Source organism: Phenylobacterium sp. (assembly GCF_030679875.1).
GTDB lineage: Bacteria > Pseudomonadota > Alphaproteobacteria > Caulobacterales > Caulobacteraceae > Phenylobacterium.
Genome location: NZ_JAUXSP010000002.1, coordinates 1 through 24,322, shown reverse-complemented (window position 1 = coordinate 24,322; position 24,322 = coordinate 1). Strand labels below are relative to the sequence as shown.

The 24,322-nt window shown below is 68.5% G+C and carries 28 protein-coding genes; 15 read left to right on the top strand and 13 right to left on the bottom strand.

What is annotated here, in order from left to right; all coding sequences use genetic code 11:
* Positions 1–16 precede the first annotated feature (16 nt).
* Positions 17–145: a hypothetical protein gene (locus tag Q8K84_RS00510; RefSeq protein WP_305279488.1), complete on the bottom strand. Its 129-nt coding sequence runs from the start codon at positions 143–145 to the stop codon at positions 17–19.
* 351 nt (positions 146–496) lie between these two features.
* Here Q8K84_RS00510 and Q8K84_RS00505 point away from each other — a divergent pair, with 351 nt between their 5' ends.
* On the top strand, positions 497–826 hold the full coding sequence (locus Q8K84_RS00505) for a hypothetical protein (protein WP_305279485.1): 330 nt from the start codon (positions 497–499) through the stop codon (positions 824–826).
* A 70-nt stretch (positions 827–896) separates the two neighbouring features.
* A complete protein-coding gene (locus Q8K84_RS00500; RefSeq protein ID WP_305279482.1) occupies positions 897–1,667 on the top strand; it encodes a TylF/MycF/NovP-related O-methyltransferase in 771 nt (256 codons plus the stop codon).
* On the opposite strand, the gene Q8K84_RS00495 is transcribed toward Q8K84_RS00500, so the two are convergent.
* On the bottom strand, positions 1,660–2,145 hold the full coding sequence (locus Q8K84_RS00495; RefSeq protein WP_305279479.1) for a hypothetical protein: 486 nt from the start codon (positions 2,143–2,145) through the stop codon (positions 1,660–1,662). The genes Q8K84_RS00500 and Q8K84_RS00495 overlap by 8 nt on opposite strands.
* A gap of 169 nt (positions 2,146–2,314) precedes the next feature.
* On the opposite strand from Q8K84_RS00495, the gene Q8K84_RS00490 reads away from it, so the two are divergent.
* A complete protein-coding gene (locus Q8K84_RS00490) occupies positions 2,315–3,640 on the top strand; it encodes an amidohydrolase family protein (protein ID WP_305279475.1) in 1,326 nt (441 codons plus the stop codon).
* A gap of 18 nt (positions 3,641–3,658) precedes the next feature.
* On the opposite strand, the gene Q8K84_RS00485 is transcribed toward Q8K84_RS00490, so the two are convergent.
* Positions 3,659–4,732 (bottom strand): PLP-dependent cysteine synthase family protein, encoded by a 1,074-nt coding sequence (locus Q8K84_RS00485; protein WP_305279472.1) that lies wholly within the window; start codon positions 4,730–4,732, stop codon positions 3,659–3,661.
* 211 nt (positions 4,733–4,943) lie between these two features.
* On the opposite strand from Q8K84_RS00485, the gene Q8K84_RS00480 reads away from it, so the two are divergent.
* Together Q8K84_RS00480 and xth are read left to right on the top strand one after the other, a co-directional pair.
* Complete coding sequence (locus Q8K84_RS00480) at positions 4,944–5,600, top strand: outer-membrane lipoprotein carrier protein LolA (RefSeq protein WP_305279468.1); 657 nt, start codon at positions 4,944–4,946, stop codon at positions 5,598–5,600.
* A gap of 222 nt (positions 5,601–5,822) precedes the next feature.
* Positions 5,823–6,629 (top strand): exodeoxyribonuclease III, encoded by an 807-nt coding sequence (gene xth, locus Q8K84_RS00475; protein ID WP_305279466.1) that lies wholly within the window; start codon positions 5,823–5,825, stop codon positions 6,627–6,629.
* Positions 6,630–6,647: 18 nt separating this feature from the next.
* Here xth and Q8K84_RS00470 read toward each other — a convergent pair whose 3' ends face one another.
* The gene (locus tag Q8K84_RS00470; RefSeq protein WP_305279464.1) at positions 6,648–7,334 is read right to left on the bottom strand and encodes a response regulator transcription factor; all 687 of its coding nucleotides are present in this window, start codon (positions 7,332–7,334) and stop codon (positions 6,648–6,650) included.
* A 56-nt stretch (positions 7,335–7,390) separates the two neighbouring features.
* Between Q8K84_RS00470 and Q8K84_RS00465 the strand changes: the two genes are divergently transcribed.
* Positions 7,391–7,897 (top strand): L,D-transpeptidase, encoded by a 507-nt coding sequence (locus tag Q8K84_RS00465; RefSeq protein ID WP_305279462.1) that lies wholly within the window; start codon positions 7,391–7,393, stop codon positions 7,895–7,897.
* A gap of 3 nt (positions 7,898–7,900) precedes the next feature.
* Here Q8K84_RS00465 and Q8K84_RS00460 read toward each other — a convergent pair whose 3' ends face one another.
* Positions 7,901–8,575: a YggS family pyridoxal phosphate-dependent enzyme gene (locus Q8K84_RS00460; RefSeq protein WP_305279461.1), complete on the bottom strand. Its 675-nt coding sequence runs from the start codon at positions 8,573–8,575 to the stop codon at positions 7,901–7,903.
* On the opposite strand from Q8K84_RS00460, the gene Q8K84_RS00455 reads away from it, so the two are divergent.
* Entirely contained in the window at positions 8,574–9,203 is a 630-nt protein-coding gene (locus Q8K84_RS00455; protein ID WP_305279459.1) for a thiamine phosphate synthase, read from the top strand. The two genes, Q8K84_RS00460 and Q8K84_RS00455, sit on opposite strands and share 2 nt — an antisense overlap.
* Here the strand turns inward: Q8K84_RS00455 and Q8K84_RS00450 are convergent.
* Entirely contained in the window at positions 9,200–9,571 is a 372-nt protein-coding gene (locus Q8K84_RS00450) for an NtrZ family periplasmic regulatory protein (RefSeq protein ID WP_305279456.1), read from the bottom strand. The genes Q8K84_RS00455 and Q8K84_RS00450 overlap by 4 nt on opposite strands.
* Positions 9,572–9,839: 268 nt before the next feature.
* Between Q8K84_RS00450 and Q8K84_RS00445 the strand changes: the two genes are divergently transcribed.
* The 5 genes from Q8K84_RS00445 (at position 9,840) to Q8K84_RS00425 (ending at position 15,487) form a co-directional block, all read left to right on the top strand.
* Positions 9,840–10,316, top strand: coding sequence for a DUF3576 domain-containing protein (locus Q8K84_RS00445; protein WP_305279453.1), 477 nt, complete (start codon positions 9,840–9,842; stop codon positions 10,314–10,316).
* A gap of 119 nt (positions 10,317–10,435) precedes the next feature.
* Positions 10,436–13,015, top strand: coding sequence for a leucine--tRNA ligase (leuS, locus tag Q8K84_RS00440; protein WP_305279451.1), 2,580 nt, complete (start codon positions 10,436–10,438; stop codon positions 13,013–13,015).
* Between the two features lie 9 nt (positions 13,016–13,024).
* On the top strand, positions 13,025–13,522 hold the full coding sequence (lptE, locus tag Q8K84_RS00435; protein ID WP_370867807.1) for an LPS assembly lipoprotein LptE: 498 nt from the start codon (positions 13,025–13,027) through the stop codon (positions 13,520–13,522).
* 13 nt (positions 13,523–13,535) lie between these two features.
* Positions 13,536–14,588, top strand: a complete 1,053-nt coding sequence (gene holA, locus Q8K84_RS00430) for a DNA polymerase III subunit delta (protein WP_305279447.1) — start codon at positions 13,536–13,538, stop codon at positions 14,586–14,588.
* A gap of 395 nt (positions 14,589–14,983) precedes the next feature.
* Positions 14,984–15,487, top strand: coding sequence for a hypothetical protein (locus Q8K84_RS00425; protein WP_305279445.1), 504 nt, complete (start codon positions 14,984–14,986; stop codon positions 15,485–15,487).
* Between the two features lie 63 nt (positions 15,488–15,550).
* On the opposite strand, the gene Q8K84_RS00420 is transcribed toward Q8K84_RS00425, so the two are convergent.
* The 6 genes from Q8K84_RS00420 to Q8K84_RS00395 form a co-directional block, all read right to left on the bottom strand.
* Positions 15,551–16,486 (bottom strand): ParB/RepB/Spo0J family partition protein, encoded by a 936-nt coding sequence (locus Q8K84_RS00420; RefSeq protein ID WP_305279443.1) that lies wholly within the window; start codon positions 16,484–16,486, stop codon positions 15,551–15,553.
* Between the two features lie 2 nt (positions 16,487–16,488).
* A complete protein-coding gene (locus tag Q8K84_RS00415) occupies positions 16,489–17,349 on the bottom strand; it encodes a ParA family protein (RefSeq protein ID WP_305279439.1) in 861 nt (286 codons plus the stop codon).
* Complete coding sequence (rsmG, locus tag Q8K84_RS00410; RefSeq protein ID WP_305280016.1) at positions 17,333–17,905, bottom strand: 16S rRNA (guanine(527)-N(7))-methyltransferase RsmG; 573 nt, start codon at positions 17,903–17,905, stop codon at positions 17,333–17,335. Before rsmG ends, Q8K84_RS00415 begins: the two co-directional genes overlap by 17 nt.
* Before the next feature lie 128 nt (positions 17,906–18,033).
* A complete protein-coding gene (mnmG, locus tag Q8K84_RS00405) occupies positions 18,034–19,908 on the bottom strand; it encodes a tRNA uridine-5-carboxymethylaminomethyl(34) synthesis enzyme MnmG (RefSeq protein ID WP_305279437.1) in 1,875 nt (624 codons plus the stop codon).
* 190 nt (positions 19,909–20,098) lie between these two features.
* On the bottom strand, positions 20,099–21,409 hold the full coding sequence (gene mnmE, locus Q8K84_RS00400) for a tRNA uridine-5-carboxymethylaminomethyl(34) synthesis GTPase MnmE (RefSeq protein WP_305279434.1): 1,311 nt from the start codon (positions 21,407–21,409) through the stop codon (positions 20,099–20,101).
* A complete protein-coding gene (locus Q8K84_RS00395; protein ID WP_305279431.1) occupies positions 21,406–21,660 on the bottom strand; it encodes a DUF6489 family protein in 255 nt (84 codons plus the stop codon). Before Q8K84_RS00395 ends, mnmE begins: the two co-directional genes overlap by 4 nt.
* A 127-nt stretch (positions 21,661–21,787) precedes the next feature.
* Here Q8K84_RS00395 and Q8K84_RS00390 point away from each other — a divergent pair, with 127 nt between their 5' ends.
* Genes Q8K84_RS00390 through Q8K84_RS00380 form a run of 3 tightly spaced genes read left to right on the top strand, consistent with a single transcriptional unit; the run spans position 21,788 to position 23,688 of the window.
* On the top strand, positions 21,788–22,486 hold the full coding sequence (locus tag Q8K84_RS00390; RefSeq protein ID WP_305279428.1) for a dienelactone hydrolase family protein: 699 nt from the start codon (positions 21,788–21,790) through the stop codon (positions 22,484–22,486).
* Positions 22,486–23,472 carry a quinone oxidoreductase gene (locus Q8K84_RS00385; protein WP_305279425.1) on the top strand — a complete coding sequence of 329 codons (987 nt, stop codon included), beginning with the start codon at positions 22,486–22,488 and terminating at the stop codon, positions 23,470–23,472. Before Q8K84_RS00390 ends, Q8K84_RS00385 begins: the two co-directional genes overlap by 1 nt.
* A 12-nt stretch (positions 23,473–23,484) precedes the next feature.
* Positions 23,485–23,688, top strand: coding sequence for a hypothetical protein (locus Q8K84_RS00380; RefSeq protein WP_305279423.1), 204 nt, complete (start codon positions 23,485–23,487; stop codon positions 23,686–23,688).
* An 83-nt stretch (positions 23,689–23,771) separates the two neighbouring features.
* Here the strand turns inward: Q8K84_RS00380 and rho are convergent.
* On the bottom strand, positions 23,772–24,322 hold a 551-nt coding region (gene rho, locus Q8K84_RS00375), incomplete at its 5' end, for a transcription termination factor Rho (protein WP_305279421.1).

Genomic DNA, 24,322 nt, shown 5'->3' with positions numbered 1-24,322 from the left:
CCGGCCGCGGCGTCGATCAGCGCTTCTTGCCCGGCATGGCGCCAGTGGCGTCAAGGAAGGACCGCGCCGCGGGCTCAGGCTTGGCCGCGGCGGCCTGCTTGGGCTTGCGGACTTCTTTGTTGGACTTTTTCTGGCCCTTGGCCATGGGGGGTCTCCAGGCGGCCGACGCCGCTGTTCTTAAGGAATGGTCCGGCGCGCCGGAGGTTCATCGAAACCAGCGAGCGCTTGCGCGCCAGCAGGATGGACCTCAGCGCGGCCGAAGGCCAAGCAGGGAGAAGGCCAAAGGGGCCAGGATGGCGCTGACAACGCAGAGCGCCGACACAATGAGCAGAGGAGACATGAAAAACCAGGATCGCGCCGCATCGGAGGGGTTCGACCGCTTGAGACGCGGCACACGCCCGATGACGCATGGGCTTAAATGGGGTGTCGCGGTGGAAATAGCCAGGGCCGTCGCAAGGTCTTGGCTTGGCGCGCCATCCGTGATCCGAAGGGCGACATGACCGCGCCGCCTACAGATCCCCGCGCCGCCGAATCCCGGGCGCCCGCCGCCTGGGTGGTCGCGGTGCTGCTGGAGCCCGGCCGCGATCCCGAACAGGGCCGCCGCTACTTCGCCATCGGGCGGGCCGACCGGGCCCAGGCCGAGTGGGTCGCCGTTGATATGGCGATCAGCCTGGGTTTGCGGGTCGCCGCCAGTCCCGCCGGGGGGCAGGAGCCGGTTCAGGCGCTGGCGCCCCTGTCGCCGGTGAGGATGCGGGCGCTTGGCCTGGCCAGCGGGGAGCGCCGCGACCTGGGCGACCGCCGCCCCCGCCGGTGGCTCACCGGCTGACAGTGCGCCCTCGGGTGGCGCGGCCCAGAGACCATGATAAGTCTGCCGCGGCAAAACCCCCGGAGGCGCCATGGCCGACACCACCAAATTCGAGCATCCCACGGCGATCATGCCCCGGGCCTTCTATGGCCTGAAGGATGGCGCGCCGATCACCAACCTGGTGGAGGGTCTGGCGACGTCCTTGGTGGAGCCCCGGGGGGTGTTCGTCGGCGACAACCTGATCACCTTCGACAAGCGCCTGGGCTTCCTCGACGACAAGGTCCTTATGGACGCCTTCCTGCGCAACGCCCAGACGGTGGCTGAGCGGGGCGCCCTGTGGCGGATCGTGACCCTGGCCTGGGCGGCCCGCTCGGCCCTGCGGGTCGAGGGCGATTTCGTGGAGTGCGGTTGCTACAAGGGCAATTCGGCCCGGATCATCTCCGAGATCGTCGGCTTCGCCCACCTTTCCCGCCACTACTATCTCTACGACCTCTTCCAGCATGACGAGTCCATGCCTCATCACAGCATGATGGAGCACAGCGAAACCCTGGTCGATCAGGTCCGGGCGCGGTTTTCCGACATGCCCAATGTGACCATCACCCAGGGTCGGGTGCCCGACAGCCTCGCCGAGGCGGCGCCCGAGAAGATCGCCTTCATGCACCTGGACCTGAACAACGCCGAGGCCGAGATCGGCGCCCTGGACGTGCTGTTCGACCGGATTTCTCCCGGCGGCGTCCTGATCCTCGATGACTTCGGCTGGATGGCCTACAATCGGCAGATGGTCGCCGAGGTTCAGTGGATGCTGCCCCGGGGCTACCGGATCCTGGAACTGCCCACCGGCCAGGGCCTGGTGATCAAATAGAGGCCCAGTCGGCCCAGGAAATGTCCCGCCCCGGATAGGCCACCCGGGCGAACGGCCACTGCGCGGCGACCCAGTCGCGCAAGCCCGTGAACAGGGCCTCATCCAGGGCGGCGGCCGAGGTCCGGACCCAGCAATAGGCCTTGGCCTCATAGCCCGCCCGTTCGGCGGGGTAGATGTAGGCGCAGCCCAGGCACTCGCCCTCGCCGCCGCCGTCCTGCAGGGCCATGACGGTGTAGGCGAAGGACCGCCGTCGATCGAATTCGCCCTGGTGCCAGCCCAGGTCCACCAGGTCCTCCTCCAGGCTCATATCGGCCCGGGGCCAGTCGGCGCCGGGACCGAACACCCCCAGCAGCCGCTCCCGGCTGCTCATCACCGCGGCGTAGTCCTTGATCAGGTCGTGAATGGTCAGGGGCCGCAGGACGAAATCAGGGGTGCGAAATCCCTGAGGGATGGCGAAGTCGGCGGGTACGAATGACATGGAAACCCCTCTGAAGCGCCCTCAGCGTGGGGCGCTTGGGCCGGCGCTGGCAAGGTCTGACCCGGCCTGGGAGCCCATCGCCTGGCTCAGGCGCCCTGGACCCGAGCGAGGGGCTGGCTAGACTGCCGCAGATCAGGCCGATGTTTGCGGCCCTGGGGGGAAAGACATCATGTTGCGACCCATCGCGCTCGCCATCGCCGGCTTCTGCCTGCTGGCCCCCGCCTCCGCCATCGCCGCCCAGACCTATATCCACGCCGGCGGCCTGCTCGACCGGCCAGGCCAGTCCCCCCGGGGGGCATCAACCCTGGTGATCGAGGATGGCAGGATCGTCCAGGTCGTCGACGGCCTTCAGGCCGCGCCGGCCGGCGTACGGCTGATCGACCTGTCGACCCAGTTCGTCCTGCCGGGCCTGATCGATTCCCACGTCCATATCTTCTCGGACGACGACAAGACCGCCGCCCGGCTGGAGGCCATGAGCCGCGGACCAGAGGACCGCTTCGTCATCGCCCTGGACAATGCGCGCCGCACCCTGGGCGCCGGCTTCACCACCGTCCGCGACCTGGGCTCGGAGCCCGCCGCCATCACCGCCCTGCGCGACGGGGTGGAGAAGGGCCTGATCGAGGGGCCGACCATCGTCAACGCCGGAAGGATGATCTCCATCAGCGGCGGCCATGGGGACGGCGCCAACGGCCTGGCGCCGCGCTATGCGGAACTGGAACGCGCCGAGGCGGTGAACACCTGCGACGGCCCCGAGGCCTGCCGCCGGGCCGTGCGCATCCAGGTCTCCCAGGGCGCCCAGGTGATCAAGTTCGCCGCCACCGGCGGGGTGCTGTCCAATGTGGCTGGCGGCCTTGGCCGGCAGATGTTCGATGACGAGATGAAGGCCATCGTCGAGACCGCCCACGCCTTTGGCCGCAAGGCCACCGCCCACGCCCACGGCAAGGACGGGATCGAAGGCGCCCTGCGCGCCGGGGTGGACTCCATCGAGCACGCCACCTTCACCGACGCCGAGACCCTGGCCCTCTTCCGCCAGACCGGCGCCTATCTGGTGCCGACCATGATCGCCCCTGAGGCCGCCGTCGCCCAGGCGCGCGCCGGCCAGCGGCCCCCCGCCGTCCTGGCCAAGGCCGAGGAGGCCGCCCGCATCGCCTATGCCAAGCACATCGAGCAGTATGCTGCGGCCGGGGTGAAGATCGCCTTTGGCACCGACACCGGCGTCTCGGCCCACGGGGACAACGCGACAGAGTTCAAGATGATGGTCGAGGCCGGCATGACGCCCGCCCGCGCCATCCGCTCCGCCACGGTGGACGCCGCCGACCTGCTGGGCCTGTCAGCCAGCCTGGGGACCCTGGAGCCGGGCAAGGCCGCAGACATCATCGCCGTGGCCAGCAGTCCCCTCGGCGATGTCACCGAGCTCGAGCGGGTTCAGTTCGTCATGCGCCGGGGCGTGGTCCACAAGCTGGACGGCGCCCGCCAGCCCTGGCCTGTGGATTAGAGCGCGCTCGGTTGGCCTCTAGAGCCTGAACCGGCCGGTGTCGAAGAAGGCTTCCAGCGCCGCCTCGTAGGGTTCGGTCTCAATGCCCGCGGCCGCCAGCCAGTCAGGGTTGGAAAGCGTGCTGGCATAGCGCTCGCCGGAGTCGCACAGCAGGGTGACCACCGAGCCCGCCTGCCCGCGGACGGCCATGGCCTCGATCACCTGGGCGCAGGCGAACAGGTTGGTGCCCGTGGAGCCGCCGCAGGACCGGCCCAGCCGGCGCGAGGCAACCCGGGCGCCGGCGATGCTGGCGGCGTCGGGGACCGCGATGGCCTGATCGATCAGTTCGGGATTGAAGGACGGCTCGCATCGGGCCCGGCCGATGCCCTCGATGATCGAGCCCGGGTCGCCGCAGGTGGTGATCGCTCGATCCGCCACATGGCGATGGAAGACCGAGGCCTCCGGATCGGCCAGGCACAGGCAGGTGGGCGCACGGTTGTAGCGGATGAACCGGCCCAGGGTCGCGGTGGTGCCGCCGGTGCCCGCCCCGGCCGCGATCCAGGCGGGGACCGGGTGCGGCTCCTGGGCCAGCTGGCTGAAGATCGACTGGGCGATATTGTTATTGCCCCGCCAGTCGGTGGCCCGCTCCGCATAGGTGAACTGGTCCATGTAGTGACCGGAAAGCTCGGCGGCGAGACGGGTGCTCTGGGCATAGACCTCGTGGGCGGCGTCGACGAAATGGGTCTCGCCCCCATGGAATTCGATCTGCGCCACCTTCTCGGCGGAGGTCGATCTGGGCATCACCGCGATGAACCGCAGACCCAGCAACCGGGCGAAATAGGCCTCCGACACCGCTGTAGAACCGCTGGAAGCCTCGATGATCGGGGTCTTGGGCCCAATCCAGCCGTTGCACAGGGCGTAGAGGAACAGCGACCGGGCCAGGCGATGCTTCAAGCTCCCGGTTGGATGGGTCGACTCGTCCTTGAAGTAGAGATCCACCGACCCGGCCAGGGGCGCGCGGAGCAGGTGGGTGTCGGCTGAGCGATTGAAGTCGGCCTCAATGGTCTGGACGGCCCGGTCGATCCAGGCGCGGTCACGGCAAAGGGTCGTCATGGCGGGCCTCCCGGCTCTGGGCTGAACCCTCCGGACATGACCCATTCATCCGCCGGCGGCTAGAGGTGGGGCCGACAAGCGCGCTGTGGCTGCGCCGGAACGAAGCTCAAGCGTGGCCGTTAGGCCCTCCCTGGGCGCCGGACAGGCCGCCCGCCCTATTGACGCCGTGGACAGCCCATAGACTGTTCGCCGAACTCAAGGAGCCGATTTGATGATCCGCACCCCCGCACTGACCCGCCGGACCCTGGCGTTTGGCCTGGCCGCTGCGCCGTTCGCCGGGCTGCTGGCCGCCGGACCCGCCCTCGCCGCCCTGCCGGCCGCCGACCAGGCCCTGGTGAACAAGGCCGTGGCCTATCTCGAGGGCCTGACCCACGCCAAGGGGACCTTCGTCCAGACCGATCCCCGGGGCGTCACGACCCAGGGAGAGATTTTCCTGAAGCGACCCGGCAAGGCCCGTTTCGCCTACGCCGCGCCGTCCGGCCTGCTCGTGGTCTCCGACGGCAGCCTGGTCTCCGTCGCCAATTCGAAGCTGAAGACCTTCGAGTCCTATCCCCTGGGCGCCACGCCCCTGTCCCTGTTCCTGGCCCGACAGATCCGCCTGGACCGGGGGGTGCAGGTGACTCGGGTCACCCGTCTGGCCGACGGCTTCTCGATCACCGCCCGCGACGGCAAGAAGGAGGCGGAAGGCCAGATCACGCTCACCTTCTCTGACGGTCCGATGAAGCTGGTGGGCTGGACCATCACCGATCCGCAAGGGCAGGGCACCCGTGTCCGCCTGACCCGTCTGGACAAGGTGGCGAGCCTCGACGACAGCCTGTTTGTCCTGAAGGACCCCCGGAATCTGCGCCCCGGCCGCGCGCGAATGTGACAATCTCACAACAGGCAAGAATCATCGGGATTCGCGCTTGACTTTTATTTGCCTCGTGGCAAATATGACACGCATAGCTGATGCAGGGCCGAGGCCCAGCGGCAGCGCCGTACCGGAACCTATCCCCTCCCGGCGGCGGCTTGAGAGACGAACGACTTAGCGCCCGGGGTTCTCCAGTCCCCGGGCGTTTTCTTATGGGCCGGCGTGGCCTAAACCCCTGCCATGCGCCTCCGTATCGCCTCCTGGAACATCAACTCCGTCCGCCTGCGCGCCGAACAGGTCGCCCGCTTCGTCGATGAGCAGGCGCCCGACGTGCTCTGCCTGCAGGAGATCAAGTGCCAGGAGGGCGAGTTTCCCCGGGAAGCCTTCGCCGCCATGGGCCTGCCGCATGTGAAGATCGCCGGGCAGAAGGGCTGGCATGGGGTGGCCATCGCCTCGCGCCTGCCCATTGAGGACGCACCGATCCTGAATGTGTGCCGCGAGGGCCACGCCCGCTGTGTGTCCGCCAAGGTGGCCGGGGTGGAGATTCAGAACTTCTATGTCCCGGCCGGCGGGGATACGCCCGACCGGGCGCTCAATCCGAAGTTCGACCACAAGCTCGACTTCTTCGAGAGCCTGACCGCGGAGATGGGCCGTCGTGATCCCAAGGCGCCCCTGGCCATCGTCGGTGATCTGAACGTGGCGCCTGGTGAGTACGACGTCTGGAGCCATCGGCAGATGTCTCGCATTGTCAGCCACACCCCCGTCGAGGTGGCCGCCATGGAGGCCCTGCAGAAATCCCTCGGCTTCATCGACCTGCCCCGGGCCGCCACGCCGGAGCCTGAGAAGCTGTTCTCCTGGTGGAGCTATCGTTCGGCGGACTTCCGCAAGTCCAACCGTGGCCTGCGCCTGGACCACATCTGGGTCACGCCTGGCCTGCGCGAGGCGGCCTTCCGCACCGGTGTCGCCGTTTCCCGGGTCCACGATGACGTCCGCGAATGGGAACGCCCCAGCGATCACGCCCCGGTCACCGCCGACCTGGGGCTTTAGGCTTGCCCGCCCCTCGCCCTATGGCGCCAGGCGGTAGCCGCCGGCCTCGGTGAGCAGCAGACGGGCGTTGCCGGGGTCGGGCTCGATCTTCTGGCGCAGGCGATAGACGTGGGTTTCCAGGGTGTGGGTGGTGACCCCGGCGTTATAGCCCCAGACCTCGGCCAGAAGTTCTTCCCGCGACACCGGCTTGTCCCCGGCCCGGTAGAGATATTTCAGGATATTGGTCTCTTTTTCCGTCAGTCGGATCTTCTTCTGATCCTGGCCGATCAGGGTCTTGGCCGAGGGCCGGAACTCATAGCCGCCCAGCTGGAAGACCGCCCCTTCAGACTGCTCGTGGCTGCGCAGCTGGGCGCGGATGCGGGCCAGCAGGACCGCGAACCGATAGGGCTTGGTCACATAGTCATTGGCCCCTGCCTCCAGACCCTGGACCGTGTCCTCGTCCGAGGCCGCCGCCGTCAGCATGATCACCGGCGCGCTCACCCCCTGCTCGCGCAGGGCCTTGCAGACCTCGCGGCCATTCATGTCGGGCAGGTCGACGTCCAGCAGCACCAGGTCGGGCCGCACCTCCTGGGCCAGGCGGACGCCCTCGGCGCCCGTGGCCGCCTCGACAGCGAGGAACTCCTCGTGCAGTTGAAGTTGTTCGGCGACGGCGCCGCGCAGGTCGTCGTCGTCGTCGATGATCAGAAGGGTCTTTCTTTGCGCCATAGGGGGAACATGCACCGCATCGGCGCCCCCGGGCAAAGGGTTTTGGGAGCAGAACCTTGATCTTCCGCGCTGATTCCAAGGGCAAATTCTATGCAGGCGACCAGGTATTTTCCTGCGCCCTCGGTCGGGGCGGTCTGGGACCGGCGGCGGCCAAGCGCGAGGGTGACGGGATTTCGCCGATCGGCGTCTGGCCCCTGCGCGCCCTGCTCTATCGCCCGGACCGGAGCGAGGCGCCCGCCACCGCCCTGGACATGCGACCCATCACCCAGGCCGACGGCTGGTGCGATGACCCCGACCATCCCGATTACAATCGCCTGATTCAGCTGCCGTTTTCCGCCCGTCACGAGGTTCTGTGGCGGGAGGATGGGCTCTACGACCTGGTGGTGGTGCTGGGCCACAATGACGATCCCCCCGTCGCGCCCCTGGGTTCGGCCATCTTCCTGCATCTGGCCAAGCCCGACTATGCCCCCACCGAGGGCTGCATCGCCCTGTCGCGCCCAGACCTGGAGGCGGCGCTGGCCATGGCCCGCCCTGGCGACGCCCTGGAGATCGGGCCTGACTGAACTTCAGGCGGACGGTCGCGCCCCGAACAGGGCTGAGCCCACCCGCACGCTGGTGGCGCCGAACCGCACGGCGGTCTCATAGTCGCCGCTCATGCCCATGGAGAGCCTGGCCAGGCCGTTGCGGGCGGCGATCTTGGCCAGCAGGGCGAAGTGGGGGCCAGGTGGCTCCTCGGCGGGGGGGATGCACATCAGCCCCTCCAGTTCGAGCCCATGCGCCTGCCGACAGCGGGCGATGAAGGCGTCGGCCTCGGCGGGAAGAACCCCGGCCTTCTGGGGCTCTTCGCCGGTATTGACCTGGACATAGAGGCGCAGGGTTCGGCCCTGGGCCTGGAATTCATTAGCCAGGGCCTTGGCCAGCCGCTCGCGGTCCAGGGTCTCGATCACATCGAAGAGGGCCACGGCCTCCTTGGCCTTGTTGGTCTGCAAGGGCCCGATCAGGCGAAGCTCAACGCCGTTGCGGCGCTCAGCCCACCGGGCCTGCGCTTCCTGCACGCGATTTTCCCCAAACACCGTCTGGCCAGCCGCCAGCACCTGGGCCACAGGGTCCCAGGGCTGTTGCTTGGACACCGCCACCAGGGTCACATCGCCGGCGTCGCGGCCGCTGGCCTTTGCGGCGATGGCGATCTTGTCCATCACCTGGGCGCGGGCGGCGGCGGAATCGAAGGGGGCGTCGGACATGGGGGCTGATTTCGACTTCTGGAACCTGCAGCGGACCGCATGGTCCTTAAGCCGCCGGGCGGGCCTGCAAAAGCCCCTGCCGCCCTTGCTGCTGTTCACCGACCCCGAGAGAACGCCCGATCCGGTCGGCGCCGCGCGCGCGCTGCCGGCCGGCGCCGCCGTCGTTTATCGGACCTTCGGGGCGGCGGACGCCCTGAAGACCGCCCTGGCCCTCCGCCAGACGACCCGGAAAGGCGGCGTCGCCCTGCTGATCGGCGCCGACCCGGCCCTGGCCGCGGCCTGTGGCGCTGACGGCGTCCATCTTCCCGAGCGCTTCGCCGCCCGCGCCCGCGCCCTGCGCCAGGCCCACCCCGGCTGGCTGCTGACCTCGGCGGCCCACGGCCTGCCCGCCGCCCGGCGGGGCTTGGCCCTGGGAGCTGACGCGGTAGTGGTCTCGGCGGTCTTCCACAGTCGCAGCCCCAGCGCCGGCGCGCCCCTGGGGCCGCTGCGCCTGGCCGCCCTGGCGCGGGCGGCGGGAGGCCCGGTCTATGCCCTGGGCGGGATCCATACGAAAAACGCCCGGCGGCTGCTGGCCTCGGGCGTGGTCGGTCTGGCGGCGGTGGAGGGGCTTTCGGCCCAAAGGCCCTAGAACTTCAGGGCTGTCTCGAGGCGCACCCGCGGGGTGGCGTCTGTGGGTTGAGTCTTCTTGAAGGCCGGCTCTTCCTTCTCGCCCAGGGCGACGGCGCCGCCGACCCGCAGGCTCGGCGTGACGCTATAGAAGGCGCCCGCCTGCACGTCATTGAGCTGCACGTCCCGGCCGCTGGGCTGGTCGAGATCGAGCGACACACCCCAACGTCCGTTCTGCAGGCCCCACTTCAGGGTCTTGCCCCCCTGCGGCAGAGCCTCGCTGCGGACGGTGAAATCCACGCCCTTGGCCCGATCAGTCTGGGCGTGCGCCGCCGTCGACCCAAGAAGGGTCGCCACGGTCGCGCTCAGAACAACGGTCCGAATGGACATTTTCACCGTCTAAGGGCCCCCTGCGCCCCGCAGGCCGCGTCCGGATAGTCCGTCCGCAGCCGTCCCCTCGATTAGAAGGGCGTTGGCGGGCGGGTCAACCGGGCTTGGCGGGACTCGGGCCTCTGTGGACAATATGGCCCGTTCATGTGGCGCCAAGGCCACGCGATTCCTGTTTGGCGCCTGCAATCGGATTGTTATAGAGGGCGCCGGCGCGGGGCGGCGCCGCGGCGCGACCACGACGCGGAAAACACTACTGGAGACGGATAACATGCCGTTTGTGCGCGGAGCTCGGCTCTCCAAGATTTCGGTCGGCGTCCTGGCCCTTTGCCTGGTTTCGGTTTCGGCCTGCGCCTCCGGGGGCGAGGGAGAGCGCCGGGGCCTGTTCGGGCGCGGGGAACCGCAAGCCGCTCAGACCACCGCCATCTCCGTGAACGGGTATCTGTGGCGCGCCAGCCTCGACACCCTGGCCTTCATGCCGCTGGTTTCCGCCGACCCCTATGGCGGCATCGTCATCACCGACTGGTACTCGACCCCCGAAGCCCCCAATGAGCGCTTCAAGGCGACGGTCTATATTCTGGACGCCCGCCTGCGGGCCGATGGCCTGAACGTCGCCCTGTTCAAGCAGATGCGTGGCGCCGACGGCCAGTGGACGGACACCGAGCCCTCGGCCCAGACCGAGCTCGACCTGGAAAACGCCATCCTGACCCGGGCCCGCCAGCTTCGACTTTCGAACATCCGGGGCTGACGCCCCGGGGCGCGTTCAGCCTGTCAGATCGAACGCGCCGTCCCTGCCGTGGCCGGCGCGCCCCAAAGGCCGCCGGTCTTCGTTCCCTGAACCGAACACGATCGTGAAGGCTGCCTGAAATGGCGCGCTACAATCCCAAGGACGTCGAGCCCAAGTGGCGTCAGGCCTGGACCCAGGCTGAAATCTTCAAAGCCGAGATCAAGCTCGATCAGCCGAAATACTATGTGCTGGAGATGTTCCCCTATCCGTCGGGGCGTCTGCACATGGGCCATGTGCGCAACTACGCCCTCGGCGATGTGGTCGCCCGCTTCAAGCGCGCCCGGGGCTTCAATGTGCTGCACCCCATGGGGTGGGACGCCTTTGGTCTGCCGGCCGAGAACGCCGCCATCGAGCGCGGCGTCGATCCCCGCGGCTGGACCTATGAGAACATCGCCCGGATGCGCGACGAGCTGAAGCAGCTCGGCCTGTCCATCGACTGGGGCCGGGAGTTCGCCACCTGCGATGTTGAATACTACGGCCAGCAGCAGGCCTGGTTTCTGGATCTGCTGGCCCGCGGCCTGGTCTATCGCCGCGAAGGCGTGGTCAACTGGGATCCCGTCGACCAGACGGTGCTGGCCAACGAGCAGGTGGTGGATGGCCGGGGCTGGCGCTCCGGCGCGGTGGTGGAGAAGCGCAAGCTGAACCAGTGGTTCATGCGCATCACCGACTATGCCGATGAGCTGATCGACGACCTGAAGACCCTGGAGCGCTGGCCCGACAAGGTCCGGCTGATGCAGGAGAACTGGATCGGCCGCTCCAAGGGCCTGAAGTTCGCCTTTCCGTGGGCCGGCAAGGCCCCGGCGGGCCTCGAAGACGGCCTGAACGTCTACACCACGCGGCCCGACACCCTCTATGGGGCGAGCTTCGTCGGCATTGCGCCCGACCACCCCCTGGCCGAGCAGCTCGCCGCCGCCGATCCCAAGGTCGCGGCCTTCATCGCCGAGTGCCGCAAGGGCGGGGCCAGCGCCGCGGAGATCGAGACCGCCGAGAAGATCGGTCTGGAGACCGGCCTCACCGTCACCCATCCCTTTGATCCCAACTGGAAGCTGCCGGTCTGGATCGCCAACTTCATCCTGATGGACTACGGCACGGGCGCCATCTTCGCCTGCCCGGCCCACGACCAGCGCGATCTGGACTTCGCCCGCAAGTACGACCTGCCGGTTAAGCCCGTGGTCCTGCCGCCGGGCGAAGCGCCGGACGCCGTCCGCGTTGAGTCCGAGGCCTATACAGGCCCCGGCGTGATCTTCAATTCGAGCTTCCTGGACGGTCTGGATATCGAGGCCGCCAAGGCCGCCGCCATCGCCCGGATCGAGGAGCTGGGACTTGGGGACGGCGCCACCGTCTATCGCCTGCGCGACTGGGGCGTGGCCCGCCAGCGGGGCTGGGGCTGCCCGGTGCCTGTGATCCACTGCGCCAAGTGCGGCGTGGTCCCCGTGCCCAAGGACCAGCTGCCCATCGCCCTCCCGGACGATCTGGAATTCGGCAAGCCCGGCAACGCGCTCGACCGCCATCCGACCTGGAAGCATGTGGCCTGCCCGACCTGCGGCGGCGAGGCTCAGCGCGAGACCGACACCCTCGACACCTTCGTCGACTCCTCCTGGTATTTCGCCCGCTTCACCAATCCGGCGTCCGAGGCCCCGATCGACAAGGCCGCGGCCGACTACTGGCTGCCGGTGGACCAGTATGTGGGCGGGGTGGAGCACGCGGTCCTGCACCTGCTCTATGCCCGCTTCGTCACCAAGGCCCTGGCCGATGAGGGCATGCTGTCGGTGCGCGAGCCCTTCGCGGGCCTGTTCACCCAGGGCATGGTCACCCACGAGACCTATCGCCGTCAGTCCGGCGAGTGGCTGGAGCCAGGCGATGTGGAGATCGAGGCCACCGGCAAGACCCGCCGCGCGGTCCTGACCTCGACCGGCGAACAGGTGATGATCGGCGACGTCGAGAAGATGTCGAAGTCCAAGAAGAACACCGTGGCGCCCGAGGAGATCTTCGAAGTCTATGGGGTGGACGCCGCGCGCCTGTTCGTCCTGTCCGACAGCCCGCCCGAGCGCGACACCCAGTGGTCCAATGCCGGGGTCGAGGGCGCCTGGCGCTTCGTCAACCGGGTCTGGGCGGAGTTCGAGAGCCAGCCAGCCGGGGGCCCGTCCGCCGAACCCGATGAGGCGGCCCAGGCCCTGACCCGGGCCAGCCACCGGCTGATCAAGGCCATGACCGAGGCGGTGGAGGATTTCCGGTTCAATTCCGGCATTGCTCGCCTCTATGAATTCCTCAATGTTCTCAAGGCCAACCCAGCCCAGGGCGCCAGCCCGGCCGTGCTGGCGGCCCGCCGCGAGGCCCTGTCGGTGTTCGCCCGGCTGGTGGCGCCCTTCACCCCCCACCTGGCCGAGGAGTGCTGGTCTGCGATCGGCGGCCAGGGGCTGGTGGCTGTCGCGCCCTGGCCAGACTATGATCCCGCCCTGGCTGAGGACGCGGTCAAGATCCTGCCCGTCCAGGTGAATGGAAAGCGTCGCGGCGAGATCAGCGCCCCGGCCGGCGCCGAGCCCGCCGATGTGGAGAAGATGGTGCTTGAAGACCCCGAGATCGCCCGGCGCCTGGAAGGCCTGACCATCCGCAAGGTGATCGTGGTGAAGGACCGTATCGTCAACATCGTGGCCAACTAGGTGATGACCATGCCCCCGCGCCTCGCCGTCGCCCTGGTTCTGGCCTGCGCCGCCCTGACACTCAGCGCCTGCGGCTTCCGACCCCTCTACGCCCAGCCCGGCGTCACCCCTGGCCTGTCCGACATCCAGGTGGCCGCCCCCCGGGGACGGGCGGGCTATCTGCTGGGGGAAGCCCTGGACGACACCCTGAACACCGGGGGCGGCGCCCCGACCTGGCGGCTGGACCTGGACCTCTCAGAGCAACGCTTTCCCCGCGGTCTTCGCGTGGACAATGTGGCCACCCGCTACGAATACGTCCTGACCGCCGCCTACACCCTGCGGGCCAGCGCCACTGGAGAACCGGCCAAGACCGGCCGGGTTCGGGTGGAGCTGACCTACGACTCCGCCGACCAGCCCTATGCCTCGGTGGCCGCCCAGCAGGACGCCCAGGAGCGCGCCGCCATTGAGGCCGCCCGGCGCATCCAGCTTGAGCTCGCCGCCTGGTTCGCCGAGCAGGACGCCCCGTGAGGGACCGGCCGGCATGATCCTCAGCCGCCGGCCGGATATTGAGCGCTTTCTGGCGCGGCCCGACCCCGCCGTGCGCGGGGCGGTGATCTATGGCCGCGACATCGGGGTGGTCCGGGAACGGGCCAACCAGCTGGCCGCCAAGATCGCGGCCAATCCCGATGATCCCTTTGACGTGGCGCTGCTGACCGATGGCGACATCGACGGGGACGCCGGGCGGCTGGACAATGAGCTGGCCTCTCAGTCGCTGATGGGCGGTCGGCGCCTGGTGCGGCTAAAGCTCTCCAGCGACAAGGCCAGCCTGGACAAGATGGCCGCCGAGGCCGCCAAGGGCCATGCCGACGGGGCCTTCAATCCCGAGGCCTTCTTCCTCATCGAGGCCGGCAATCTGGGACGGGACTCGGCCCTGCGAAAGTTCGCCGAGAAGGCGGCCGCCATCGCCGTCATCCCCTGCTACGAGGACGAGCCTGGCGACATGGCCCGGCTGGTGCGGGAAGCCATGAACGCCGAAGGGGTCGGGGTGAACGCCGACGCCCTGGCCCTGTTTGTCGGCCGCCTGCCCAAGGATCGCGGCGTCGCCCGTCAGGAAATCGAGCGGCTGATCCTCTATCTCGGCCCCCGCAGCGGGATCACCGCCGGGCCCAAGGACCTCGACGACTTTCTGGGGGTGGAGCCTGAGGCCTCCCTGGCGGACGCCGCCTCCGACGCCTTTGGGGGCAAGATCGCCGAGGCCCAGAGCGGCCTGCGCCGGGCCGCCGCCGAAGGGGAGTCCGGCCCCGCCGCCGTCCGCGCCATCAGTCAGCATCTGGGTCGCCTGCGTCGCACCCTGACCCTGGTCAAGAGCGGGGCGGGGCTGCCCGAGGCCGCCAAGGCCTCTGGCGTGTTCTGGAAGAACGAGCGGGAGTTCCTGCGTCAGGCCCGAGCCTGGAGCCTGGAGACCCTGGACGTGATCCAACCCGAGGTCCTGGCCGCCGACCGCGCCTGCAAGACCACCGGCAGTCCGGACCGCCTGATCGCCGAGCGCCTGGCGCTCACCATCGCCGCCCGCGCCCGGCGCATGGGACTGTAGGCCAGGACCCGCCGCTACAATCTGGCGTTGACGTCAACAGCTTCCAGGTGCAGCTTGCCGAACGGCGTTCTCTGGGGGTGGTCATGCGTCGTCTGTCGGTTCTGAGCCTCGCCTTGGCGAGCCTTCTCTGGGGTTGCGCGACCGCGCCGGCGCCGGCGCCATACGCACCTACGCCCCCACCACCGCCTGCCGCCACCGCACCGTCCGCGGCCATGGGGACGCTGCCCTGGCTCGCCGTCACCCGAGAATATGCGGGGCCTTCGTCCTATCTCGGCCCCCTGCCGACCGCGGTCGTCCTCCTCGAGAGGGATAGCGCGCCCCGAAACAGCGTCTTCTGCAACAGCTTCAAGGCGGTGCCGCAATCTGGCAGCCCTGGCGGTTTCGTCAGGAGCGCCGTGGCCACGCGTTGGCCTCTAACCGTAGGCGTCATGTCGGAGGCCCAGTCGATCGACTGTGGCTATCTCATTGAAAAATATGACTATACGCGCGCGGATGAGTTGCGCCTCGCGCTTCGGCAAGCGGGCGCCGACCCGCGAAGTCTGGAAGGCGCGGGACCCTTCATCGCCCAGTTCCTCCCCACGGGCGGGGTCGTCGTGGTCAACCTCTCGCCCTTCGACGAAGGCACGCTGGTGGATGCGGCCCAGCAATGGATCATGCTGGCGGGCCAGCAGTCGGTTGCGACAGGGGCTCAGCCCGAACAACGGCACGTCACCTGTAATCTTCTGCAAGGGGGCGGCGAGGCCTGCACGGTGGAGCGCGTGTTCTTGGAAAGCGTCGTGGGAGTCCTGCGTGAACGCTTCCCTGAGGCGGCTGTGGGGGTCGCGCTCGGCCAGCGTGTGCTGTGCGCCCTGCTCCGCGGCGGCGCCCAGGCCAGCTGGTGCGGCCCAGGGCCGGCCTGATCGCCCCGATAACTCGTCACCCTCGGACGTGATCCGGGGGTCCATGGGCGGTGAGCCGCAGGCTCACCCCGTCCGGGAGAGTCGCCGGCAGAGATCGTCCAGCTGTTCGAGGGTCTTGTAGCTGATCTTCAGCTCGCCGGCACCGCCCCGGTCGGCGATCTGGACCGACAGGCCAAGCACCTCGGCCAGGTCGTTTTCCAGGGCCAGGGTGTCGGTGTCCTTCTCCGCCCCCGACCCGCCGCCGCTGCGCCCCGCCCCACCCCGCTGGGCAGGGGCCGCGCCCTTGCGGACCAGGGCCTCGGTCTCGCGCACCGACAGGCCCTTGGCCATGACCTGTTCGGCCAGGGCCTCGGCATTGTCCGAGGTGATCAGGGCCCGGGCGTGCCCGGCCGAGAGCTTGTTCTCCACCACCAGGTTCTGAACCGTGCTCGGCAGGGTCAGCAGGCGAAGCATGTTGGCCACATGGCTGCGGCTCTTGCCCACCACCTGGGCGACCAGCTCCTGGGTTCGACCGAACCGGACGATCAGCACCTCATAGCCGCGAGCCTCTTCGATGGCGCTGAGATCGGCCCGCTGGACGTTTTCGACAATGGCGATTTCCATCACCTGCAGATCGTCCAGCTCCCGGACCACGGCGGGCACCGTATGCAGGCCGACCTTCTGGCTCGCCCGCCAGCGCCGCTCGCCGGCGACGATCTCGAAGCGCCCATTGGGCAGGGGCCGCACCAGAATCGGCTGCAACACCCCACGTTCGCGGATGGAGTTGGTCAGCTCCTCCATATCCTCGTCGTGGAACACCGCCCGTGGCTGGGCGACATTGGGATCGATCAGGTCGATCGGCACGTCGCGCATCGGCGACAGGGGCCGGACCGGACCGCCGGCTTCGGCGGCCGCGGCGGCCTCAGCGGCGGCGGCGGCCGCATCGGCGGCGTTTTCGTCCTCGGCCTCGCCTAGCAGGGCCGACAGACCCCGGCCCAGACCCCTGCGGTTCTCCGCCATGTTCAGACTTCCTGCTTGCTGGCCAAGGCCTTGCGGCGCTGGCGCTCGCGAACCACGACCTCGCGGGCGAGCTTCAGATAGGCCTGGCTGCCGGCGCACTTCAGATCATAGACGAGCACCGGTTTGCCGAAGGACGGCGCCTCGGAGACGCGCACATTGCGCGGAATGACCGTCTCATAGACCGTCTTGCCGAAGTGGCCGCGGACATCGCTGGCCACCTGCTCGGACAGGCTATTGCGCTTGTCGTACATGGTCAGGACCACCCCCTGGATCTCCAGCGCCGGGTTGAGGCTGCCCCGCACCAGCTCGACGGTGCGCATCAGCTGGGTCAGGCCTTCCAGGGCGAAGAACTCACACTGCAGGGGCACCAGGACGGCGTCGGCCGCGGTCATGGCGTTGACGGTCAACAGGTTGAGCGACGGCGGGCAGTCGATCAGGACATAGGTGAAGTCACCTTCCCGGCGGATCTGGTCGAGGGCGTCCCGCAGCTTGAAGGAACGCCGGCTCTGATTGCCCAGCTCCAGCTCCACCCCGGAGAGGTCGGGATCGGCGGGGATCAGGAACAGCCCCGGCAGGTCGGTGGCCACCACCGCCTCAACCGCCGGCTTCTCCCCCATCAGCACGTCATAGAGGGTGGTCTTGCGCCTGGCCCGGGCGACGCCCAGGCCCGTCGACGCATTGCCCTGCGGGTCGGAGTCGATCAGCAGCACCTTCTCGCCCACGGCGGCCAAAGCTGTGCCCAGGTTGATGGCCGTGGTGGTCTTGCCCACTCCGCCCTTCTGGTTGGCGATCACCAGCACGCGGGCGCGGCTGGCCGGCGCGGCGGCGGGCCGGACCTCCTGGACCTCAGCTTCGGCGGGCATGGATCTTGTTCCTCAGGCGAACGATGCGACCACGGGGATCGCTGGTGCTGGGCAGAAGCTCGGCCTCGAACCGCCAGGCCTCCCGGGCGGCCTCAATCTCAGCGGCGACATCCTGGCCCTTCAGGAAAAGGCCCTGGTTGGCGCCTGACAGCCAAGGTTGCGCATAGCCCAGCAGTCGGGTCATCGGCGCGCAAGCCCGGGCGGTGACGATATCCACATCCCAAGACAGGTTTTCCGCACGCTCGTGGTGAACGGTCGCCGGCAGGTCCAGCTCGCCGACCACCTCCTCCAGGAAGCGGCAACGCTTGGCCATGCTCTCCACCAGATGAACCTCGAACCCTTCGCGGTCCTGGCCCAGGATCGCCAGCACGATTCCGGGCAGTCCGGCGCCGGCGCCCAGATCGGCCCAGGTCAGGGCCTCGGGCGCCAAAGAAATGAGCTGGGCGGAGTCCCAGGCATGCCTTCCCCAGAAGTCGGGCAAAGTCGCCGGGCCGACCAGATTCATCCTTTGATTCCAGTCAGTTAGGAGCTCGAGATAGGTGTTGAGGGCGCGCATTTGCGGCTCAGTGGCCCCGCTCAGGCGCGCAAATTCCGCCGCGTCGATATGAGGTACGGCGCTGTGCGTCACAGAGGCGATTTTTTCGGGGCCGTTTTCGTCACTTTCGGGGACCGGCGGTGTGTCAGTCATGCCGCCACCTTGCGACGGACATAGGCCAGCAGGGCGGACAGGGCGCCCGGCGTCACCCCTTCGATCCGGGCCGCCTGGCCCAGCGTCAGGGGGCGGATGGCCGCGAGCTTTTCGCGCACCTCGTTCGACAGGCCTCCGACCGCGCCATAGTCCAGCTCGGCGGGCAGGCGCAGATCCTCGTCCCGGCGGAAGGCGGCGACGTCGGCGGCCTGCCGATCGAGATAGCCGGCATAGCTGGCGTCGATCTCCACCTGTTCGCGAACCTCCGGGGTCCAGGCGGCCAGATCCGGCCAGACGACGCAGAGGTCATCAAACCCGATGGTCGGATAGGCCAGCAACTCGACCACGTTGCGGACGACGCCATCGGCCTTGACCGGCAGGCCGGCCCGGGCGGCCTGGGCCGGCGTCAGGGTCAGGCTTGCGGCCTGAGCGCGGGCGCGCTCCAGGGCTGTGGCCTTGGTGGCGAAAATCTGAGCCCGATCGGAACCGACAACCCCCAGGGCGAGGCCCGTAGCGGTCAGTCGCTGGTCGGCGTTGTCGGCGCGCAGCAGCAGTCGGAACTCGGCCCGGCTGGTGAACATGCGGTAGGGCTCGGTCACACCCCGGGTGACCAGGTCATCGATGAGCACGCCGATATAGGCCTCATCCCGGGCGAAGACATGACCCTCGGCGCCGCTGGCTGCGCGGGCGGCGTTGAGCCCAGCCACCAGGCCTTGCGCGCCGGCCTCCTCATAGCCTGTGGTGCCGTTGATCTGACCGGCCAGATAGAGGCCCGGCAGGCGCTTGACCTCCAAGGTTGGGTAAAGCTCCCGGGGGTCCACATAGTCATACTCGATGGCGTAGCCATACCGGCGCACCTGAACCTGCTCCAGCCCAGGGATGGTGCGCAGGAACAGGTCCTGGGTCTCTTCGGAGACCGAGGTCGAGATGCCGTTGGGATAGACCGTGTCGTCATCCAGGCCCTCGGGCTCCAGGAAGATCTGATGACTGGTCTTGTCGGCGAAACGGACCACCTTGTCCTCGATGGAGGGGCAGTAGCGCGGACCCCGGCCACTGATGCGCCCCCCATAGACCGCCGATTCCGACAGGCGCTCGGCGATGATCTTGTGTGTGGCCTCTGTCGTATAGGTGATCCCGCAGGCGATCTGCGGGGTCGTGATCGCGGCCGTGAGGAAGGAAAACGGGACGGGCTCCGCGTCGGCCTGCTGCATCTCCAGCTGGTCCCAGGCGATGGTCCGGCCATCCAGCCGCGCCGGGGTGCCGGTCTTCAGACGGCCCATGGCCAGACCGCTGGCATAGAGACGGTCGGCCAGGCCAATGGCCGGGGCCTCGCCGGCCCGGCCCGCCGGAATGCGGCGGTCGCCCAGATGGATGAGCCCCTTGAGGAAGGTGCCGGTGGTCAGGACAACCCGGCCAGCGGCATAGATGGCGCCGGTGGCGCCGACCACCCCTGTCACGCGGCCGTGCTCGACCACCAGATCCTCGACCGCCTCAGCGTGCAGGGTGAGGTTCGGGGTTGCGGCGAGCTCAGCCTGCATGGCCTCCCGATAGAGTTTTCGGTCGATCTGCGCGCGGGGGCCGCGCACGGCCGCCCCCTTGGACCGGTTCAGCAGCCGGAATTGAATTCCGGCCCGGTCCGCCAGGCGGCCCATGACCCCGTCCAGGGCGTCAATCTCGCGGACCAGATGGCCCTTGCCCAGGCCGCCAATGGCGGGGTTGCAGGACATCTCCCCGACCGTCTCCAGCTTGTGGGTCAACAGAAGGGTGCGCGCGCCGGTGCGGGCGGCCGCCGTCGCGGCTTCGCAGCCGGCATGGCCGCCACCGATGACGATCACGTCCCAGGCGGTGTTGGATGTGGGGTTGGAGCTCACGCCGTCGCCTTGAAGCAAAGACACCCCCGCGCGGGCGGGGGCGATCGCCTTCTATATAGGGGATGATGGGGCTGAGGTCGACGGGCCGCGCCGTCGCATCGTTGGTTTGACCCGGGGTCGGCCGGTTCGACAGCAGGCTGTTTCACGTGAAACACGGTCAAGCTTCAGCATGACCGTTTCACGTGAAACATCACTTTCCGATACAGAAGCTCGAAAACACCCGGTCGAGCACGTCCTCGGCCCCAATCCGCCCGGTGATGCGGTCCAGGGCCCTCGCGGCCAACCGCACATCCTCCGCCGCAAGCTCAGGCTCGACCTCGAGACCCGCCGCCCGCTCCAGCCGAGCCAGGGCCTCAGCCAGCAGCTCCCGGTGCCGCAGCCGGGTCGCCGCCGGCGGCTCAGCGCCCCCCAGGGCCTCGGTGACCCGGGTCGCCAGCACACCCTCCAGCCAAGTCAGATCCTCGGCGAGCCTGGCGCTGAAGCCTCGCCCCTCCCCGTCCACGCCGCCGCAACCCGGGGCCAACAGGTCCCGCTTGGTGCGCAGGACGATATCCCCCGCCCCAGCGGGCTCGTCCGAAGACGAAGCCGGCTCAGCCCCGTCGCGCAGCCAGATCCGAAGGTCGGCCTCCGACCCCCATGCCCGGGCCCGCCGCACCCCTTCAGCTTCAATCTCGTCGGCGGTGTCCCGCAGGCCCGCGGTGTCTGCGAGGATGACCTTGTAGCCCCCAAGGACCAGGGGGACCTCGATGATGTCCCGGGTGGTCCCCGCCGTCGCCGTGACAATGGCCGCGTCGCGGCGCGCCAGGGCGTTCAACAGGGTGCTCTTGCCCGCATTGGGGGGCCCCATCAGCGCGATGCGATAGCCAGACCGGACCTTCTCACCCCGTTCGGTCTCGGCCGCCGCCGCCGCCAGCTCAACGATCAGGGGCCGCAAGAGGGGCGCGGCGCGGCCCGCCACGTCGGCGGGAATCTCTTCGTCTGGAAAGTCCACCGCAGCCTCGAACACCGCCAGAGCAGCGATCAGGGCCTCCCGCCAGCGCGCCTGGGCGCCGCTCAGCCGGCCCCCCACCTGATCCAGAGCCTGGCGCCGCTGGGCCTCGGTTTCAGCCTCGATCAGATCGGCGACCCCCTCGGCCTGGGCCAGGTCAAGCCGGCCATTCTCGAACGCCCGGCGGGTGAATTCCCCGGGCTCGGCCAGCCGCAGGCCAAGCCCGGCCAGGGCGTTCAGAACCCCGGCCACTACTGCCGGGCCCCCATGCAGATGCAGCTCAGCGCTGTCTTCGCCGGTATAGCTGGACGGGCCCGGGAACCAGAGGATCAGGGCCTCATCCAGAACGCCGCCGGACCCGTCGCGCAGACGCCGCAGAACCGCACGGCGGGGTCGCGGCAATGCGCCGGCGAGAGTCCGGAGAGCGGCTCCCGCCCCGGGCCCCGACAGACGCACCACCGCCACGGCGGCGCGGCCGGCCGCCGTGGCCGGCGCATAGATGGTGTCGCTCATTTCGGCCGGGCGCCGCCGCTCATCGCGCCCTCGGCGGCCGCCGTCATCAGCTTGCGAAACTGTTCCTGCGCGCCCATGCCGAAGGTCGTCCAGGCCTTCACCAGCTCGTCCGGAGAGGCCATGGCCATATTGGCCTCCATGCGGGTCTGCATCTCCTTGATCAGGCGCTCATTGAGATCGCTGACGTCCGGCAGGCCCAGAAAGGCCCGGGCCTCAGCTGGGGTGCAATCAACTTCGACGGTCATCTTCATGGGAGTCTCCCTGCCCGGAGGGGCGTTGTGGCGACAATGTTGCGCGGGCTTGTTAGGCTCCGCGACCAGGGATCGGGTCACCCCCATCCTGACCCCATATGCCGATGAAACCAACGGGAGCAGATTAATGGCCGGGCAGACCCTAGAGATTCAAACCGCCGACGGCGCCTTCTCGGCCTATGTGGCCAGGCCAGCCCAGACCCCGGCGCCCGCGATTGTCGTCCTGCAGGAGATCTTCGGGGTCAACAAGGTGATGCGCGACATCTGCGATGACTATGCGGCGCAAGGGTATCTGGCCATCTGTCCGGACCTGTTCTGGCGGATTGAGCCCGGCGTCGACATCACTGACCAGTCGGAAGCCGAGTGGAAGAAGGCGTTCTCCCTGATGAACGCCTTTGATCCCGACCAGGGCGTACGCGACATCCGCGCCGTGATCGACACCATCCGGGGCCACGAGTCCTGCTCCGGCAAGGTGGGCGCCGTCGGCTTCTGCCTGGGTGGCCTGCTCGCCTTTCTCACCGCCACCCGCACCGATGCGAACGCCAGCGTCTCCTATTACGGGGTGGGGATTGAGCAACGGACGGGGGAGGCCGAGCGCCTGGCCAACCCTCTGATGATGCACATCGCCGAGGAAGACCAGTTCGTGCCAAAGGCCGCCCAGGGACTGATCATCGCCGCCCTGAAGAACCATCCCCAGGTGCAGATCCACACCTATGCCGGCCGTGACCACGCCTTCGCCCGCAAGGGGGGCGAGCACTACGACGCCGCCGACGCCCAGCAGGCCGATGCGCGCACCCTGGCCTTCTTCAAAGCGAACCTGTCCTGATGCGCGCGATCCGCATCAGCCGCACCGGCGGCCCCGAGGTTCTGGACGCCGTCGAGATCGAGGCGCCGCGGCCGGGCCCGGGGGAAATCCTGGTCCGCAACCAGGCCATCGGCCTCAACTTCATCGACACCTATCACCGCACCGGCCTCTATCCGGTGAAGCTCCCCTCCGGCCTTGGCATGGAGGGGGCCGGCGAGGTGATCGAGACCGGCGATGGGGTTGACCGCTTCACCCCCGGCGATCTGGCCGCCTATGCCTCGGGTCCGATCGGCGCCTATGCCGAATTTCATGTGGTCAAGGCCGCCCGCGCGGTGAAGCCGCCGCCCGGGATCACGGCGGAGGTGGCCGCCGCCGCCCTGTTGAAGGGCATGACGGCGGAGTTTCTGCTGCGCCGCTGTTACCTCGTCCAGCCGGACCAGACGATCCTGGTTCATGCGGCGGCCGGCGGGGTCGGATCGATCCTCGTTCAATGGGCCAAGGCCCTCGGCGCGACCGTGATCGCCACGGTCGGGTCAGAGGAGAAGGCGGCCCGCGCCCGGGACCTGGGGGCCGATCACACCATCCTCTATCGCGACCAGGACGTGGCCGCAGAGGTCAGGCGGCTGACAGACGGCGCCGGCGTGCCGGTGGTCTATGACTCCGTCGGTGCGGCGACCTTTGAGGCCAGCCTGATGAGCCTCGCGCGCCGTGGCCTGATGGTCTCCTACGGCAACGCCTCGGGCCCCGCCCCAGCCATCCTGCCGGCCAGGCTCTCACAGCTGGGCTCCGTCTTCCTGACCCGGCCGACCCTGTTCGACTATGTCGCCACCACCCAGGAGCTCGACGCCAGCGCCGCAGCCCTGTTCGCGGTCATCGCCAGCGGCCAGGTGCGGATCGACATCGGGCAGACCTTCCCCCTCGCCCAGGCCCGGGCGGCGCATGAGGCGATGGAGGGCCGCGAGACCGTCGGCGCTTCGCTGCTCATTCCTCGAATCGTCACACCATAGAAAGAGGCGAGAATGGAGGGCTTTTCAGTCTGGCACTGGCTGATCGTGCTGGTGTGGCTGTTTGTGTTCATCTTCCCGGTGGGGAAGATTCTGTCGCGGATAGGCATCCCCTGGGGCGTGGCCTTCCTGACGGTCGTGCCGGTGGTCAACCTGGTGATGTTGTGGGTGGTGGCCTTCATTAAGTGGCCCCGGGACAATGTCCCGCCGACGAACTGACGTTTCACGTGAAACATCGAGCCTAGGCGAAAGCTGTCCCGCCTAGAGGGACAAAAAAGGGGGCCGCTCGGGCCCCCTTTTCCTCAGGTGTTCATCGACTGGAAGAAATCGTCGTTGTTCTTGGCGTTGCGGAGCTTGTCGAGCAGGAACTCGATGGCGTCCTGCGCCCCCATGGGGTTGAGAATCCGGCGCAGCACATAGGTCTTCTGCAGCTGGCTGGTGGGGGTGATCAGCTCTTCCTTACGGGTGCCGGACTTCAGCACGTCGATGGCCGGGAAGATGCGCTTGTCGGCGACCTTCCGGTCCAGCACGATTTCCGAGTTACCGGTGCCCTTGAACTCTTCGAAGATGACCTCGTCCATCCGGCTTCCGGTGTCGATCAGGGCCGTGGCGATGATGGAGAGCGAACCGCCCTCCTCCACGTTCCGCGCCGCGCCGAAGAACCGCTTGGGCCGCTGCAGGGCGTTGGCGTCGACGCCGCCGGTCAGCACCTTGCCCGAGGACGGCACCACGGTGTTGTAGGCGCGGCCCAGACGGGTGACGGAGTCCAGCAGGATGACCACGTCGCGCTTGTGCTCGACCAGACGCTTGGCCTTTTCGATGACCATTTCAGCGACCTGCACGTGGCGGGTGG

What these genes read in the sequence shown, in the direction of transcription:
- Q8K84_RS00510 (WP_305279488.1), bottom strand. Translation starts at nt 145, where the DNA reads ATGGCCAAGGGCCAGAAAAAGTCCAACAAAGAAGTCCGCAAGCCCAAG.
- Q8K84_RS00505 (WP_305279485.1), top strand. Translation starts at nt 497, where the DNA reads ATGACCGCGCCGCCTACAGATCCCCGCGCCGCCGAATCCCGGGCGCCC.
- Q8K84_RS00500 (WP_305279482.1), top strand. Translation starts at nt 897, where the DNA reads ATGGCCGACACCACCAAATTCGAGCATCCCACGGCGATCATGCCCCGG.
- Q8K84_RS00495 (WP_305279479.1), bottom strand. Translation starts at nt 2,145, where the DNA reads ATGTCATTCGTACCCGCCGACTTCGCCATCCCTCAGGGATTTCGCACC.
- Q8K84_RS00490 (WP_305279475.1), top strand. Translation starts at nt 2,315, where the DNA reads ATGTTGCGACCCATCGCGCTCGCCATCGCCGGCTTCTGCCTGCTGGCC.
- Q8K84_RS00485 (WP_305279472.1), bottom strand. Translation starts at nt 4,732, where the DNA reads ATGACGACCCTTTGCCGTGACCGCGCCTGGATCGACCGGGCCGTCCAG.
- Q8K84_RS00480 (WP_305279468.1), top strand. Translation starts at nt 4,944, where the DNA reads ATGATCCGCACCCCCGCACTGACCCGCCGGACCCTGGCGTTTGGCCTG.
- xth (WP_305279466.1), top strand. Translation starts at nt 5,823, where the DNA reads ATGCGCCTCCGTATCGCCTCCTGGAACATCAACTCCGTCCGCCTGCGC.
- Q8K84_RS00470 (WP_305279464.1), bottom strand. Translation starts at nt 7,334, where the DNA reads ATGGCGCAAAGAAAGACCCTTCTGATCATCGACGACGACGACGACCTG.
- Q8K84_RS00455 (WP_305279459.1), top strand. Translation starts at nt 8,574, where the DNA reads ATGGGGGCTGATTTCGACTTCTGGAACCTGCAGCGGACCGCATGGTCC.
- Q8K84_RS00460 (WP_305279461.1), bottom strand. Translation starts at nt 8,575, where the DNA reads ATGTCCGACGCCCCCTTCGATTCCGCCGCCGCCCGCGCCCAGGTGATG.
- Q8K84_RS00450 (WP_305279456.1), bottom strand. Translation starts at nt 9,571, where the DNA reads ATGTCCATTCGGACCGTTGTTCTGAGCGCGACCGTGGCGACCCTTCTT.
- Q8K84_RS00445 (WP_305279453.1), top strand. Translation starts at nt 9,840, where the DNA reads ATGCCGTTTGTGCGCGGAGCTCGGCTCTCCAAGATTTCGGTCGGCGTC.
- leuS (WP_305279451.1), top strand. Translation starts at nt 10,436, where the DNA reads ATGGCGCGCTACAATCCCAAGGACGTCGAGCCCAAGTGGCGTCAGGCC.
- lptE (WP_370867807.1), top strand. Translation starts at nt 13,025, where the DNA reads ATGCCCCCGCGCCTCGCCGTCGCCCTGGTTCTGGCCTGCGCCGCCCTG.
- holA (WP_305279447.1), top strand. Translation starts at nt 13,536, where the DNA reads ATGATCCTCAGCCGCCGGCCGGATATTGAGCGCTTTCTGGCGCGGCCC.
- Q8K84_RS00420 (WP_305279443.1), bottom strand. Translation starts at nt 16,486, where the DNA reads ATGGCGGAGAACCGCAGGGGTCTGGGCCGGGGTCTGTCGGCCCTGCTA.
- Q8K84_RS00415 (WP_305279439.1), bottom strand. Translation starts at nt 17,349, where the DNA reads ATGCCCGCCGAAGCTGAGGTCCAGGAGGTCCGGCCCGCCGCCGCGCCG.
- rsmG (WP_305280016.1), bottom strand. Translation starts at nt 17,905, where the DNA reads ATGCGCGCCCTCAACACCTATCTCGAGCTCCTAACTGACTGGAATCAA.
- mnmE (WP_305279434.1), bottom strand. Translation starts at nt 21,409, where the DNA reads ATGAGCGACACCATCTATGCGCCGGCCACGGCGGCCGGCCGCGCCGCC.
- Q8K84_RS00395 (WP_305279431.1), bottom strand. Translation starts at nt 21,660, where the DNA reads ATGAAGATGACCGTCGAAGTTGATTGCACCCCAGCTGAGGCCCGGGCC.
- Q8K84_RS00390 (WP_305279428.1), top strand. Translation starts at nt 21,788, where the DNA reads ATGGCCGGGCAGACCCTAGAGATTCAAACCGCCGACGGCGCCTTCTCG.
- Q8K84_RS00385 (WP_305279425.1), top strand. Translation starts at nt 22,486, where the DNA reads ATGCGCGCGATCCGCATCAGCCGCACCGGCGGCCCCGAGGTTCTGGAC.
- Q8K84_RS00380 (WP_305279423.1), top strand. Translation starts at nt 23,485, where the DNA reads ATGGAGGGCTTTTCAGTCTGGCACTGGCTGATCGTGCTGGTGTGGCTG.